This is a genomic window from uncultured Pseudomonas sp. (genome assembly GCF_913774235.1).
In the GTDB taxonomy this organism is placed as follows: domain Bacteria; phylum Pseudomonadota; class Gammaproteobacteria; order Pseudomonadales; family Pseudomonadaceae; genus Chryseomonas.
The window spans coordinates 67,800-82,711 of record NZ_CAJYDW010000011.1; the positions used below are offsets into that span (position 1 = coordinate 67,800).

General features: G+C 66.9%; 12 protein-coding genes. 3 read left to right on the forward strand and 9 right to left on the reverse strand.

Annotated elements, in window-relative coordinates; translation table 11 throughout:
- Positions 1–47: 47 nt before the first annotated feature.
- From QZ471_RS09190 to QZ471_RS09215, 6 genes are all read right to left on the reverse strand, one after another.
- Positions 48–1,190, reverse strand: coding sequence for a glycerate kinase (locus QZ471_RS09190; protein WP_295462943.1), 1,143 nt, complete (start codon positions 1,188–1,190; stop codon positions 48–50).
- 100 nt (positions 1,191–1,290) lie between these two features.
- Positions 1,291–2,367 carry a sugar diacid recognition domain-containing protein gene (locus tag QZ471_RS09195; protein ID WP_295462944.1) on the reverse strand — a complete coding sequence of 359 codons (1,077 nt, stop codon included), beginning with the start codon at positions 2,365–2,367 and terminating at the stop codon, positions 1,291–1,293.
- 93 nt (positions 2,368–2,460) lie between these two features.
- Positions 2,461–3,540, reverse strand: a complete 1,080-nt coding sequence (hppD, locus tag QZ471_RS09200; RefSeq protein WP_295462945.1) for a 4-hydroxyphenylpyruvate dioxygenase — start codon at positions 3,538–3,540, stop codon at positions 2,461–2,463.
- Between the two features lie 128 nt (positions 3,541–3,668).
- The gene (gene maiA / locus QZ471_RS09205) at positions 3,669–4,307 is read right to left on the reverse strand and encodes a maleylacetoacetate isomerase (RefSeq protein WP_295462946.1); all 639 of its coding nucleotides are present in this window, start codon (positions 4,305–4,307) and stop codon (positions 3,669–3,671) included.
- 99 nt (positions 4,308–4,406) lie between these two features.
- Complete coding sequence (locus QZ471_RS09210; protein WP_295462948.1) at positions 4,407–5,654, reverse strand: 2-oxo acid dehydrogenase subunit E2; 1,248 nt, start codon at positions 5,652–5,654, stop codon at positions 4,407–4,409.
- 1 nt (position 5,655) lies between these two features.
- Positions 5,656–7,752 (reverse strand): transketolase C-terminal domain-containing protein, encoded by a 2,097-nt coding sequence (locus QZ471_RS09215; protein ID WP_295462950.1) that lies wholly within the window; start codon positions 7,750–7,752, stop codon positions 5,656–5,658.
- 133 nt (positions 7,753–7,885) lie between these two features.
- On the opposite strand from QZ471_RS09215, the gene QZ471_RS09220 reads away from it, so the two are divergent.
- Complete coding sequence (locus tag QZ471_RS09220) at positions 7,886–8,368, forward strand: Lrp/AsnC family transcriptional regulator (RefSeq protein ID WP_295462952.1); 483 nt, start codon at positions 7,886–7,888, stop codon at positions 8,366–8,368.
- A 3-nt stretch (positions 8,369–8,371) separates the two neighbouring features.
- On the opposite strand, the gene fahA is transcribed toward QZ471_RS09220, so the two are convergent.
- Together fahA and hmgA are read right to left on the reverse strand one after the other, a co-directional pair.
- On the reverse strand, positions 8,372–9,670 hold the full coding sequence (gene fahA / locus QZ471_RS09225; protein WP_295462954.1) for a fumarylacetoacetase: 1,299 nt from the start codon (positions 9,668–9,670) through the stop codon (positions 8,372–8,374).
- Positions 9,670–10,989, reverse strand: coding sequence for a homogentisate 1,2-dioxygenase (gene hmgA, locus QZ471_RS09230; protein ID WP_295462956.1), 1,320 nt, complete (start codon positions 10,987–10,989; stop codon positions 9,670–9,672). Before hmgA ends, fahA begins: the two co-directional genes overlap by 1 nt.
- A gap of 98 nt (positions 10,990–11,087) precedes the next feature.
- On the opposite strand from hmgA, the gene QZ471_RS09235 reads away from it, so the two are divergent.
- Together QZ471_RS09235 and QZ471_RS09240 are read left to right on the forward strand one after the other, a co-directional pair.
- Positions 11,088–11,861: an IclR family transcriptional regulator gene (locus QZ471_RS09235; protein ID WP_295462958.1), complete on the forward strand. Its 774-nt coding sequence runs from the start codon at positions 11,088–11,090 to the stop codon at positions 11,859–11,861.
- A 224-nt stretch (positions 11,862–12,085) separates the two neighbouring features.
- Entirely contained in the window at positions 12,086–13,117 is a 1,032-nt protein-coding gene (locus QZ471_RS09240) for a GGDEF domain-containing protein (RefSeq protein ID WP_295462960.1), read from the forward strand.
- Positions 13,118–13,132: 15 nt separating this feature from the next.
- Here the strand turns inward: QZ471_RS09240 and QZ471_RS09245 are convergent, their stop codons facing one another.
- Positions 13,133–14,803 carry a methyl-accepting chemotaxis protein gene (locus QZ471_RS09245; protein ID WP_295462962.1) on the reverse strand — a complete coding sequence of 557 codons (1,671 nt, stop codon included), beginning with the start codon at positions 14,801–14,803 and terminating at the stop codon, positions 13,133–13,135.
- Between the last annotated feature and the right edge of the window lie 109 nt (positions 14,804–14,912).

The window sequence follows — 14,912 nt, forward strand, 5'->3', positions numbered from 1 at the left end:
CCAGCATGAGGTAAAACCCGCGGCCTTGCCAGAGGGTAGCCGCGGGTCTAGCCCGGCCTTTTCGCCACCTGCCAGAACCGTCCGATGTCCCGCGCGGTACGCTCCAGCAGGAGGTCGGCCTGGGCCACGGCCTCGTCCAGACTGAGCGGTCCCGGCACCAGGCTGAAGGCCGCCGCGAGACCCTGCTCATAGAGGGCGTCGTAGCCCTCGCCCAGAGATCCGGCCACGGCCACCACCGGCACGCCATGGCGCCGGGCCAGGCGCAGCACGCCGGCTGGGGTCTTGCCTCTCAGGGTCTGGCCGTCCAGCCGCCCCTCCCCGGTCAGCGCCAGATCCGCACCCAGCAGCGCTTGCTCCAGGCCTACCAGTTCGGCCACCACCTCGACGCCGGGGCGGAAGGTAGCTCCCAGAAACGCCAGGGCGGCGAAGCCTACCCCACCGGCAGCCCCGGCACCGGGCTGCTCGCGAACGTCGCGGCCAAGGGTCGCGGCGGTGACCGAAGCGAAATGGGCCAGGGCGTCATCGAGCTGACGCACCTGCGTGGTCGAGGCGCCCTTCTGTGGACCGAAAATGTGGCTGGCGCCCTGGGGACCGCAGAGGGGATTATCGACATCGGCGGCGATGACCACTTCCACCTCCGCCAGGCGGGGATGCAGCGGCGCCAATTCGATCCGCGCCAACTGTGCCAGGGCCGCTCCGCCGGGTGCCAGCGGCTGCCCGCGGTCATCCAGCAACCGCACGCCCAGCGCCTGCAACAGACCCGCGCCGCCATCGTTGGTGGCACTGCCGCCGATGGCCAGCACCAGGCGCTCGGCGCCCGCATCCAAGGCCACGTGCAGCAACTCGCCGGTGCCCCGGGAGGTAGCGGCCAGCACGTCGCGCCGCGCCTTGGGCACCAATTCCAGGCCACTGGCGCTGGCCATCTCGACGAAGGCGGTGCGCTGCTCGGCCAGCCAGCCCCAGCGCGCGGTCACTGGCTCGCCCAGCGGACCGGTGACCTGCCGCTCGCGTACTTCACCGCCCGTGGCAGCCAGGACGGCGTCCAGCGTGCCCTCGCCGCCGTCCCCCAGGGGGCACTCGATCAGCTCGGCCTCCGGCAAGGCCTGGCGCAAGCCACGGGCCAGGGCGCGGGCAACGCCGGCGGCGGTCAGACTTTCCTTGAAGGAATCCGGGGCGATGACGATCTTCATGGGGCGATTCTCCGTTGTTGTGCTCCAAGTCTTCTCCGGAACATACAAGACCACAACGGGGCGAACGCCCTATGAGAATCAGCGAAGCCTGTGCAGTTGCCTAATCGATATCCATCAGCAGCCAGGCGCAATAGAGTTCAGCCGCCTCGGCGAAGCGCCGCGGATCACGCCCGGTCAGCGCCTGGATGCGCTCCAGTCGGTGCCTTAGGCCGTTGCGGTGCAGCCCGAGCGCTTCAGCGCAGGCCTGGGGACTGGCGTCCGCCGCGAACCAGGCGTGCAGCGTCGCGAGCAGCTGGCCGTCACGGTCGGCCTGTCGCAGGCGCAGCAGGGGCTCCAGCAGCCTGGCGTTAGCGGTGCCGGCTGCCTGGGTCTGCAGCCAGGTCGGCAAGGCCAGGTCATCCCAGGTCAGCTCGGTACGCTCAGGTTGCAGCCGCTTCGCCACCCTGAGCAGCTCCAACGCCCAACCCGTCGTCTCGGCCAGCCCTTGCCAGGGCCGGGCCTCGTTGATCCAGACACTGCGCTCCAGCGCCCAGCCTTGGTCGGGCAACGCTACCAGCAGCGCCTGGGGCGCCTCCGTACCGGGGCGATACCAGAGCCATTGGCGCTCCTCCCGTGGCAGGCACCAACTGTTATGCACTCGCCGCTGAGCCCAGTCGCCGAAGGTGGGCGCAGGAGTGGTGAACTCCAGCAACAGGACGTCACGCGGCAGCTCCGGGCGCAGTCCCAACAGCATCGCGTGGCGGCCCAGCTCAGGGGCTGCACCTGGGGCCAGCAATTGGCGCAGCAGGGACGCGTTCATCAGGGACGCTTCGGTAGGCTGCCCGGCCGCCTGTTCGATGAGCATTTCCGCGGTCAGGCGCAGCAGCTCCGCCGGTAGCCGCAGCTGCTCGGCATCCTCCCCGGTCACCCCGAGCACACCCACCAGCTCGCCCTGGCGATACAGCGGCAGGTTGATCCCCGCCTGGGCGCCCGGTAGGCGCGCCGCGGTCGCCGCATCCAGGGCCACCGCCTGGCCTTCGGCGATGACTCGTTGCGCACCGGCATGGCGGGTGAACAGCCGCGTGGCGTCTCCCGAGCCGATGATCAGCCCGGCCGCATCCATGACGTTGACGTTGCCCGGCAGGATGCGCATGGCACGCTCGACGATTTCCTGCGCCAGGGTCTGGCTCAGCTCCAAGGCCACCTCCGCGGTTGAAGAACGCCGGCATGGCGCGCCGTCACCTTAGAGGGGACCCCACCAGTGAGCAAGCCGCTGGGGAAACGCGAACCGCTACGCCGTCGTATTCAGCACCCCACGCCGCACCTGGTCGCGCTCGATGGATTCGAACAGCGCCTTGAAGTTGCCCTCGCCGAAGCCGGTATCGCCCTTGCGCTGGATGAATTCGAAGAACACCGGGCCCAGCAGCGTCTGGGAGAAGATCTGCAGCAACAGCCGCCGCTCCCCGCCTTCGGCGCTGCCGTCGAGCAGGATGCCGCGGGCTTTCAGCTCCTCCACCGGCTCGCCATGGTTGGGCAGCCGCCCTTCGAGCATCTCGTAGTAGGTCTCCGGTGGCGCGGTCATGAAGCGGGTGCCAAAGGCCTTGAGGCGATCCCAGGTGGCCACCAGGTCATCGGTGAGGAAGGCCACGTGCTGGATGCCCTCGCCATTGAACTGCATGAGGAATTCCTCGATCTGCCCGGCGCCCTTGGAGGATTCCTCGTTCAGCGGGATGCGCACCAGGCCGTCCGGTGCGGTCATGGCCTTGGAGGTCAGGCCGGTGTATTCGCCCTTGATGTCGAAATAGCGCAGCTCGCGGAAATTGAACAGCCGCTCGTAGAAGTCGGCCCAGTAGGCCATGCGTCCGCGATAGACGTTATGGGTCAGGTGATCGATCACCTTGAGTCCGGCACCGAAGGGCTTGCGCTCCACCCCGTCCAGGAACACGAAGTCGATGTCGTAGATGGAACTGCCCTCCTCGTAGCGATCGATGAGGTACAGGGGCGCACCGCCGATGCCCTTGATCGCCGGCAGGCGCAATTCCATCGGCCCGGTGGGCATGTCCACCGCCTGGGCGCCCAGCTCCAGCGCCTTGGCATAGGCGTGGTGGGAGTCCCGGCAGCGAAAGGCCATGCCACACACCGAGGGGCCATGCTCGGCGGCGAAATAGGCCGCATGCCCGGTCTTCTCGCGATTGACGATGGCGTTGATGTCGCCTTGGCGAAACAGCACCACGTCCTTGGATCTGTGATTGGCGACGTGGCTGAAGCCGAGGCTTTCCAGCACGGGTTCGATGACATTGGGCGTGGGCGAGGCGAATTCGATGAACTCGAAACCCATGAGGCCCATGGGGTTTTCAAACAGATCGGCCATGATTGGCTCCTTGACTGGCGACTGGACTAAGTGGAAGGCCTAGACGCTGGTCAAGGGCGGCGCGCAGGAGATGCCCCTCACGCTGCGGGCGAGGAAGTCGCCGAGGATGAGCTGGCAGCCGAGCAGCTTCACGAGGCCACCTGCGCGGGGGTATCGGGTTGCGCCTCAGGGTGCGCCTGCTGGAAAGCGGGATGCGCGGCGGCCAGGGCCTCCACGCGCAGGATCCGCGGATAAGGCGAGAGGTCGACCTGGAAGCGCCGCGCGGCATAGAGCTGCGGCAGCAGATAGACGTCCGCCAATCCCAACTCGCCGAAACAGTAGCCGCAGTCGCCGAGTTGGGTCTCCACGGCGGCCAGACCTTCACCGATCCAATGGGCGATCCAGGCGCGGATGGCCGGTTCGTCCAGGCCCAGGCCGCGCAGGCGATTGAGCACCGAGACGTTGTGCAGGGGATGGACGTCGCAGGCGATCAGCGCCGCGATGCCGCGGTGGCGCGCGCGCAGGAGCGGATCGGCCGGCAGCAACGGTATCGCCGGATAGCGCTCTTCCAGGTATTCGAGGATGGCCGGGGACTGGCTCAGGACGTCGCCGGCCTCGATCTTCAGGCTGGGTACACGCCCCTGGGGGTTGAGCGTCCGATAGGCCGGCTGGAGCTGCTCGCCGCGCAACAGATCGACCGGCACGGCACGATAGTCGAGCCCCTTGAGCGCCAGCGCCAGGCGGACCCGATAGGACGAGGTCGAGCGGTAATAGGTGTAAAGGTCCATCAGGGCAGTCCCACGATCGCCTTCGTTATTATTTTTGCGTAATCGAATTACGTAAAATGGAATTTGCGCCCATTGCGGTGACACTGTCAATGCCGGGCGCTACTCCTGGGGCCAGGTCTCGATTACCTCCACGAAGCGTGTCAGCCAGGCATTGGCCTGGCTGCCATCCAGCACCCGGTGATCGATGGTCAGGGATACATAGGCTTTGAGCCGGGCCTGGAAGGTATCGATGCCGTCGATCTCCCGCACCACCACGCGCTTCTCCAGCGCCCCAACCCCAAGAATCGCGGACTGCGGCTGGTTGATGATGATGGGCGCAGCCAGCAGCGAACCCGACACGCCGTGATTGGACAGGGTGAAGGTGCCCCCACGTACCTCTTCCGGTTTGAGCGACCCGCCCCGTGCCGCTTCGGTCAGGCGTTGCAACTGGCTGGCGAGGCCCAATAGCGACAGCTCCTGGGACTTGGGGATGACCGGGACGATGAGCCCCCGATCTCCCAGCGCGGTGCCTATGCCCAGGTTCACGTCGGCGAAGACCTCCAGGTAATCGTCATGCCACCGACTGTTCACTTCCGGCACCCGGCGCATGGCCGCCACCGCCGCGACGATCAGATAAGCCGTGTGGGTCAGTCGCACGCCCTGTGCGGCGAACAGCGGCTTGTGTCGGCGGCGATGCGCCTCGACGGCGGTGAAATCGGCTTCGAACACCGTCGTGACATGGGGTGCGACGCTCACCGACTGTTGCAGCCGCTGGGCGATGGTGCGGCGCATGGCGCTGTGGGGAATCTGGGCAGCGACCCTCGGACCCGCGGTAGCGCTGCGTTCGCTCGCGGGGTCAAGCGTAGTGTGCTCGAAGACGACCGGCTGCGCGCGCTCGGCGATCACCCTCAGCACGTCTTCGCGGGTCAGACGCCCGTCGCGCCCGGTGCCTCGATGCGCCAGCGCCCGCGGGTCCAGCCCGTGCTCCGCCAGTAACCGTCGCACCACAGGCGACAGGCGCAGCGCCGGATCGAAGCGCTCGCGCTCACCGGGAACGGGCGGTTGAGTCGTCTCGGGCGCCGCCTGCGGGGCTGCCAGCGGCTGCCCCGCGCCGGTGGCGATGCGACCGAGCACGGCGCCCGGCTCGGCGTCGCGACCGCTCGCCATGAGCACGTCGAGAATACCCGCCACGGGAGCGGCGACTTCCACCACCACCTTGTCGGTTTCCAGCTCGACCACGGGCTCGTCCTTGACCACCGGCTCGCCAGCGGCCTTCAGCCAACGCCGTACGACGGCCTTGGTCCCGTCTCGCTCCAGAGGCGCACGAATGTCCACGGTGGGTGGGTTGGACAGGGTCAGATCGTTCATGTCAGAACCCCACCAGTTCATCGATCTTGGCGCGAATCCGCGCTACCGAAGGCAGGGCGAACTCCATCAGCGCCGGATGATGAGGACTGGGGATGTCAGGCATGGTCAGCCGCGCCACTGGCGCATCCAGCTCTAGGAAGACCTGCTCGGCCACCACGGCGGCGATCTCGGCACCGAAGCCGGCGGTGCCGAGATCCTCGTGGACGATCAGGCAGCGGTGGGTGCGCCTGACCGAGGCGAGGACCGCCTCGCGATCCCAGGGCATCAGGGTGCGCAGGTCGATGACCTCCACCGAACGGCCCTCTGCCGCCTCTTCGCAACGCTCGACCATGGCACCCCAGGTCACCAGCGTCAGGGCGTCCCCGGCCACCACGGTACGGGCCTTGCCGAAGGGCAGCACGAAGTCGTCTCCTGGATAGGGCCGCCGTGCCGAAGCGGCATCGAGCATGGCGCGGTGCTCGAAGAAGATCACCGGATCGTTGCCCCTAAGGGCGGTACGCAGCAGGCCGACGGCATCCTCGGCGTTGGACGGCACCGCCACCCGCCAGCCCGGTGAGTGCACGAATTGCACCTCGTTGGTCTGGCTGTGCCAGGGATCGCCGCACTTGAAGAAGCCACCGGGAATCCGCACCACCATGGGCGCGGCGAAACGGTTGTGGGTGCGCCAGCGCATGGTGCCGCAGTCATTGATCTGCTCCATGGCCGGGTCGGCGTACTTGCGGAACTGGATCTCGGGTACCGGCACCAGCCCGGCCAGAGCCATGCCCACCGCCCGGCCGATGATGCCCTCTTCCGACAGACTGGTGTCGAAGACGCGCGCGGCACCGTACTTCTCCTGCAGGCCCAGGGTCACCGCATGGACGCCACCCTTGGGGCCGACATCCTCGCCGAACAACGCGACCCGCTCGTTCACCGCCAGCTCAAGATCCAGGGTACGCCGGATGGCAGCGACCATGTTCAGCCGCGGGCCCTCCGGCTTGGGCACTTCGCTGACCGGCGGCGGCACGTAGCCTTCCGGATGCTGACCGCCGCGCTGCTGCAACTCGCCCTCCCAGAACACATGGCGCGTCACCTGCTCGGGATCGCTCACCGGCCGCGCCTCCGCGTCCGCCCGCGCGCGCTCGACGGCCTCCTGGGCGGAGCGCTCCAGCGTGTCCCAGTCTTCCGCCGACAGCACCGCCGGCACCAGGAACTCACGCAGCCGCGGCAAGGGATCGCGGGACCACTCGCGCTTCACCGTCGCCGCGCTCTTGTAGGCCTGGGTGTCCTGGAAGCTATGGCCCTGCAGCCGCGGCACCTTGAGCCGCAACAGGCAGGGCCCCTGGCGGTCCCGCACCTGGGCGATGGCCTGCTGGATCAGGGCAGCGCTCTCCTGGGGATCGCAACCATCGCCGGAGAGCACGTGCAGGTTCTGGAAGCTGGCGAGATTGCGGGCGATGTCCGCGCCGGGCGTCTGGAAGGTCGAGGGGACGGAGATGCCGAAGCCGTTGTCCTCGATGTAGAAGAGCATCGGCAGCTTCTGCGTGGTGGCGATAGTCAGGGCGGACCAGAAGCCGTTGGTGGCGACCGAACCGTCGCCGCCCATCACCACGCTGATGGCCCGGGCATAGCTCGCATCGCCCATCACCCGGGCACGGTATTCCACGGCCTGGGCCCAGCCGGCGGTGGGCGTGTACTGGGCGCCCACCCCACCGCACATGGGCAGTGCCGTGGCGCCACCCAGATTGGGATAGTTGAACACCACGCCGATGTCGCGACCGTCGGAATACCCCCCCGCCCGGGCCATGGACGAGCCCAGCGCGTCGGCCAGATCCACGCCTAGCGCCAGCAGCATCGGCCGCGACCGGTAATAGCCGCAGGCCGCATCGTGGGCCTCGGTGAGCGACAGACCGAGCAGGATCTGCGCCAGGTCATGGCCCCGTGCGGAGAACTGGTAGAGCACCTTGCGCTCGGGCACCAGCCGGGTTTCCTCCAGCTCATCGAGAGCGCGGGAGACCAGCATCAGGTAGGCCACCCGCCGCCAGTCATAGGCGGCGTGAGGGGCGAGTGCGGATGGCGCCGGTGCGACCTGGCGCGGCTGCTTCTGGATCACCGTCATCTTGTTCTTGTCCTGTGGTGAATGAGGTGCCGGACCTCTTGCACAGGATGGTAAGAGCCGCCGAGAAGAAAGTGCTTTTCCGTTTTCTCGGAAAACGCATAATCCGACCAGGAGCAGGTACGGAAAACAAGAAATGAAAAATGAATCTACTCGCGACAGCTATTCGCGGAAAATTCTCGCCGCCTTGCAGCAGGATGGCAGGCTGTCGGTCCAGGACCTGTCCCAGCGCATCGGGCTGTCCACCACCCCCACTTGGAAGCGGCTCAAGGCGCTGGAAAAGGAAGGCGTCATCCAGGGCTACACCACGGTGGTCGATCGCACCCGCGTCGGGCTCGCCAACTGCGTACTGGCCGAGGTGAATCTGTCGCGCCACGTGGAGAACGTGGTGGAGGAATTCGAGCGGGCGGTGCAGGACTGCCCCGCCATCATCGAGTGCTTCAGCACCACTGGCCAGGCCGACTATCTGCTCAAGGTGGTCACCGCCGACATCGCCAGCTACGACGCCTTCCTGCACAGCGTTATCTTCAAACTGCCGGGGGTGAGCGAGATCCGTTCCGCGGTGGTGCTGCGGGAGATCAAACGGCCCTCGCCCCTCCCCCTCGACCAGCTGAGCTGACGACTAGTCCGCCGCCAGTACCCGCCCGCGACACTCGCCGAAACCGATGCCCGGCAATCCTGGGCGCCGGCCGCGGGCCTTGAGGATGACCTCGTCGCCGTCTTCGAGGAAGGTGCGGGCCTCGCCGCTGGGCAGCTGCAGCGGCTGCTTGCCACCCTGGGTAAGTTCCAGCAGGCTGCCGCAACTGGTGGCGTCCGGCCCGGACAGGGTGCCCGAGCCGAACAGATCACCGGGACTCAGAGCGCAACCATTGACCGTGTGGTGCGCCACCATCTGCGCCACCGTCCAATACATGTTCAGGGTATTGCTCAGCGCCAGGCGCTGGGGCGGCAAGCCCTGCTCGGCCATCGCGGGCGTGAGCAGCAGCACCTCCAGCTCCAGCTCCAGCGCGCCGGCGGCCTGGTCCTCTTCGTCGAACAGATAGGGCAAGGGCTGCGGATCGCCAGCCGGCCGCGGTGGCTGGGCGACGCGATAGGGCTCCAGGGCTTCCGGCGTCACCACCCAGGGCGACAGGGTGCTGGCGAAGCTCTTGGACAGGAAGGGCCCCAGTGGCTGGTACTCCCAGGCCTGGATGTCCCGCGCCGACCAGTCGTTGAGCAGGCAGAAGCCGGCGATGTGCGACGCGGCGGTGCCGATGGCGATGGGCTCGCCCTGGGCATTGCCCGGTCCGATCCAAATCCCCAGCTCCAGCTCGTAATCCAGGCGGCGGCAGGGACCGAAGACCGGCGCCTCCTGTCCGGGCGGCAGCGTCTGGCCCTTGGGTCGCTTGAAGGCCTCACCTGAGACCCCGAGGGTCGAGGCCCGCCCGTGGTAGGCGATGGGGACATGCTTGTAGTTGGGCAGCAAGGGATTGTCCGGGCGGAACAGCTTGCCGATCTGGGTGGCGTGGTGGATGCCGACGTAGAAGTCGGTGTAGTCGCCGACCCGGGCCGGCAGGTGCATCCGGCAGCCAGTCTGGGGAACCAGCAGGTGCTCGCCCAGCGCCTGCAAGTCCTCGCGTTGTGGATGGTCGGCTCTCAGCAGCGCCTGCACCGCTTTGCGCAGGGCGACCCGAACCGCCTTGCCGGCGGCGAAGAAGGCGTTCAAGGTCTCCTGGCTCGCCAGTTCGGCAGCGCGCTGCGCCTGGCCCTGGAACAGCCCGGCTTCGACGGCGAAGCCTAGGTCGAGGATGAGATCGCCCACGGCGATTCCGCCACGCGGCCGTTCCTCGCCGCGACTGAAGATGCCTAGCGGCAGGTTGTGCAGGGAGAAATCCGGATGGTCATTGGCCGACGCGACCCAGCTGTGCAGTTCTGCGCTCATCACCGCCCTCCTTCGCCAGGCTGCACGAAGGTCTTGGCCAGACCCGCCCAGCAGGCGTCGTAGTCTGCCTGCAACTGCGGTGAGGCCAGGGCGTGCCGACTGGGCCGCAGCACGCGGCCGGTCTCGAACATGAAGGCCATGGTGCTCTCGATCTTGAGGGGTCGCAGCTCGGCGGCGATGGCGTTCTGGGTGGACAGCTGGTCGGGGCCGTGGGCGCTCATGCAACTGTGCAGCGAGGCGCCGCCCGGCGCGAAGCCGTCGGCCTTGGCGTCGTAGGCGCCCTGGATCAGGCCCATGAATTCGTTCATCAGGTTGCGGTGGAACCACGGCGGGCGGAAGGTGTTCTCCGCCACCATCCAGCGTGGCGGAAAGATCACGAAGTCGATGTTGGCCATGCCTTCGCTGCCACCCGGCGCGGTCAGGACCGTGAAGATCGACGGGTCCGGGTGATCGAAGCTCACCGTGCCCAGGGTATTGAAACGGCGCAGGTCATACTTGTACGGCACGTTGTTGCCATGCCAGGCCACCACGTCCAGCGGCGAGTGATCCAGCTCGGTTTCCCAGAGTTCGCCGAGGAATTTCTGCACCAGGCAGGTGGGCGCCGTCACGTCCTCAAAGCGCGCCACGGGCGCCTGGAAGTCTCGCGGATTGGCCAGGCCGTTGCTGCCGATGGGCCCCAGCTCCGGCAGGCGCAGCGCACGACCATGGTTCTCGCAGACATAACCCCGCACCGGCCCATCGTCAGGCAACTCCACGCGAAATTTCATCCCGCGCGGAATCAGCGCGATCTCCAGCGGTTCGAGGGTCAGCACGCCCAGCTCGGTGACGAGCGCCAGGCGCCCCTGCTCCGGCACGATCAGCAACTCGCCGTCGGCGTCATAGAAAACCCGCGCCATCCCGGCATTCGCGGCATAGCGATAGAGACTCACGCCGTCCGCCTGCTCACCGGCCGCGTTCGCTGCCACCAACTCCAGGCCGGCGAGGAAGTCGGTGGGGGCGTCGGGTAGCGGCAAAGGATTCCAGCGCAGGCGGTTGGGCGTGGGCGCGCCCAGCTCCCGACCGGTCAGCTGGATGGCCGAGCGTTCGAAGCGACCATGGGCCGCCGAAGGACGCAGACGATAAAGCCAGGTGCGTCTTGCCTCGCTGCGCGGGACGGTGAAGGCGGTGCCGGAGAGCTGCTCGGCATAGAGCCCATAGGGCGCGTGCTGGGGTGAGTTCTGGCCGACGGGCAAGGCACCGGCCAGGACCTCGGAACTGAAGTGATTGCCAAAGCCCGACTGATAATTCGTGGGAGCGCGCTCTTGTTGTTGTGCCTTCATCTGCTCACCCATTTTGCGTAATAGGTTTACGCAAAAAGTAAATTGAACCCTGGAAAGCGTCAAGCTATAACTTCGCCTTTCCCCGTGCGATCCATTAGATGACGAACACTCCCGAAGAGCCCTCCCCCCGGCGGCAAAAGGTCCAGGCGGCCGAAGTCGGCACCGACATCCTCAAGGCTCTGGCCGAACTGGCGCCCTCCACCTCCCTCTCCCGCCTGGCCAGCCACCTGGACATGCCCGCCAGCAAGGTGCATCGCTACCTGCAGGCGCTGATCGCCAGCGGCTTCGCCGAGCAGGACCCGCGTACCAATCACTACGGACTCGGCCAGGCTGCGCTGTTCGTGGGCCTGGCCGCCCTGGGCCGGCTGGACGTGGTGAAGATCGCTGCGCCGGCGCTGACGGCGTTGCGCGACGAGGTGGGCGAGACCTGCTTCCTGGCGGTCTGGGCCAACCAAGGGCCGACGGTGGTGCTGGTCGAGCAGGCGGTACGCGCCGTCACCTTGGTGACCCAGGTCGGCTCGGTGCTGCCGCTGCTCGGTTCGTCCACCGGACTGGTGTTCAACACCTTCCTGCCGGATGCCGAAACCCGAGCGCTCCGCCAGGAGGCCCTGCGCCTGCCGGCGGCGCCGACCGCCGATGACCTCCGGGCGCAAGCCGAACGCTTGCGCGAGACCGGCATCCAGCCGGTACAGGGGCTGCTCATGGCCGGGGTGAATGCCTTGTCGGCACCGCTGTTCGGCGTCGGCGGGCGATTGGCGGGCGTGGTCACGGTAGTTGGCGCCGCTCCGGGCTTCACCGCGGATCTGGAGGGTACCGTCGCCTCGCGGTTGCGGGATACCGCCTTGGGTATCAGTCAGCGCCTTGGCGGCTGAGCCTGCCACGCGGAACGCATGCTCTGCCCTGACCAAGGCGAATGGTCTGGGAACACCGGGCTTGGCGCCTTATCGGAAATGACCGCAGGGTCGCTCGCGATGGCTCCGCTGGGCGCCCAAAGGACTCCGTTCGGCTAGCGATCCACCCTAGATAGCCTTATGCCATTAAGCTTACTATTTAGTACCGTTACTATTAGTGCGATGTTTCTTGGCGGGCCTTTTTGATGCATACCCTATCCTCTCGCGACCGCAACCAGGCCCTGCAAGATTCCTTGCAGCAATTCTGGCGCGTCGCCACGCCCGTGGTCCAGGCAGCCATGGCGATCCACGTGGCGCTGCTGGTCGTCTTCGCCCTGCTCGACAAGCCGCTGATGGTCGGCGCCAACGTGCTGAGCATTGCCCTGTACGTCGGTTGTCTGACCGCCCTGCGCCGCCGCCGCTATCGCTCCGCGAGCCTCCTCATGAGCAGCGAGATCGTCGCCCATGCCTGGCTCGCTACCTGGCAGCTGGGGTGGGACAGCAACTTCCACTACTACGTCCTGTGCATCCTGCCGATCGTCATCTACAACTACCGCACGGCACCCAAGCGGCACCTGCTGCTGGTGCTCGGTATCCTGGTCACGCTCGCCGGCGGCTACCTGCTGCACCCACAGGCGGGACTGGCCCCCACGGCCATGCGACTGTTCGGCACTGGCAATATCATCAGCGCTCTGCTGTTGCTGCTCTATGGCACAGGCGCCGCCTTCCATTACAGCACCAAGATGCAGCTGGACCTACTGCACTCCGCCAGCCATGACAGCCTCACCAATCTCTACAATCGTCGGCGCATCCTCGATCAGGCACACCAGGAAAAAGGCCTGAGCGGCAGCCTCATCCTGTTCGATGTCGACCACTTCAAATCCATCAACGACCGCTTCGGCCACGATTGTGGCGACCTGGTATTGCAGCGGATCGCCGACGTCATTCGCCGCGAGGTGCGCCAGTCGGACCTCGCGGCGCGTTGGGGCGGTGAGGAATTCCTCGTCCTGCTGCCCAAGGCCACGACCGGCGTCGCCTGGACCGTGGCGGAGCGCATCCGCCAGCGCCTGGCCGAGGTGACCGAGGCCCTCGACCGGGGCCCCGTAAGGGTCACGGCTACCCTCGCAGTGTGCGAGATCCGTGATTGCGAAGTTTTCGCCAGCGCCCTGGAGCGGGCCGACCAGGCGCTCTATCTCGGCAAGCAGCAGGGTCGCGACCGGGTGATGCTGGCCGCCTGAACCTCGCGCGCCTGGCTAGACCACGAAACGTTGCAGGGTCCCGTGCAGGTCGGCGGCGAGGCTCGAGAGTTGTTGGCTGCTGGCACTGGTCTGCTGGGCACCGGCGGCGGTTTGGGTGGCGGCATCCCGGATCAGCGTCAGATTGCGGTCGACCTCCTCGGTGGTCGCCGTCTGCTGCTGGGTGGCCGCGGAAATCGCATCGTTGCGTCTTTCGATAGCAGCGACGGCCTGGGTGATGCCTTCCAACACCTGCCAGGTAGCCTGTGCCTTGTCGCGGGTTTGGCTGGCCTGGGCCCGGCTCTGATCGAGCGCTACCGCGGTCTTCTGGCTGACCTGCTGCACGCCGCCGATGAGGCCTTCGATCTCGCGGGTCGAATCGCCAGTCCGCCGCGCCAGCCCGCGCACCTCGTCCGCTACCACGGCGAAGCCACGGCCAGCGTCACCCGCGCGCGCCGCTTCGATGGCGGCATTGAGCGCCAGCAGATTGGTCTGCTCGGCGACTTCACGAATCACATCGAGCATCTTGCTGATGCCCTTGGACTGCTCGGCCAGGTGCCCGGCCTGGGCGGCGGCCTCGTCAACGTTGCCCACCAGTTCGGTGATGGCGGCCAGCGTTTCCTGTACCTGCGCCTTTCCTTCATGGGCCTGGTCGACGCAACGGCGTGACTCTTCCGACGTGGACATGGCATGTTCGCAGACGGCCTGCACCGCCTGGTTGAGCTGGTTGACCGCCACCGCCGCCTGCTGGATCTCGGCGGTCTGCCGTTCAAGGTTGACACAGCTTTCGTCCATCACCGCGCACATCTGCGTCGACGCCGACGCCAGTTGCTCGGAGGCATCGCCCGTGCGCGCCAGCACTTCGCGCAGGTTGCCCTGCATGCGCTCCAGGGCCAGCAACAACGTCGCCGCCTCGTCCCGCCCCTGGGGCTCGATGCGCTGCCGCAGATCGCCCGCGGCGATGCCGGTGGCGATATCCACGGCTTGGCGCAGGGGCTGCACCACGCTGCGAGTCAGGCGCCACGCCAGTAGCAGCAGCAGCACGATGGCACTGCCGATGGCCGACCAGACGATGGTGCGGGCCTTGATGAACTGGCTCTCGGCACGTTCCTTGGCCTGGGCCGCGCTCTGCTTGTTCAGTTCGCGCAACAGCTGGACCTGCATGTCCATCAGATCGCCCTTGAGGCCCACCACGGTGTCCAGCTGCATCCGTGCCGCCGGTATCTGCTGCTGCTCGATCAGCTGCACCTCCTGGCGCAGACCGCTCACGAAGGGCTGGTAGGCCTCGTGCAGCGCCTTCACCGAATCGCCTTCGGTGGCATCGGTGATCACGGGTTCATAGTCGCGGAACAGCTGGTCGGTCTCGTTCACCAGCTGTTCCAGGGTGATCTTGCTCATGGCTACGGCGCCGGGGTCTTCGGCGTTGAGCAACACCACCGATGCCTGATTGCGCAATTTCCCGAGGTTAACCGCCAGCGCATCGGCAATGGCGATGCTCGGCAGGCAGTCCTGCTCCATGATCAGCGCCTGGCGCCGCAGTTGCTGCATTTCCCATAGCGAGAAGCTGCCGAGGCCGGCCAGCAGCACCGCGGCGAAGGTGAAGGAGCACAGCATCCGCGGGCCGGTCCTGAGCGATCTGAGCCAGGATCGGCGAGACCAACGACGCAAGGGAGCGAAGAGACGGAACATGGTCGCCACTACCAGAAGACGATAATGCGCGCAGACTAGGGAAGTCAGATGTCGACTTGATTACAAAAGGCCAGTGTCGGTGAAAGACATCAGACCACCGCTTCGAGCG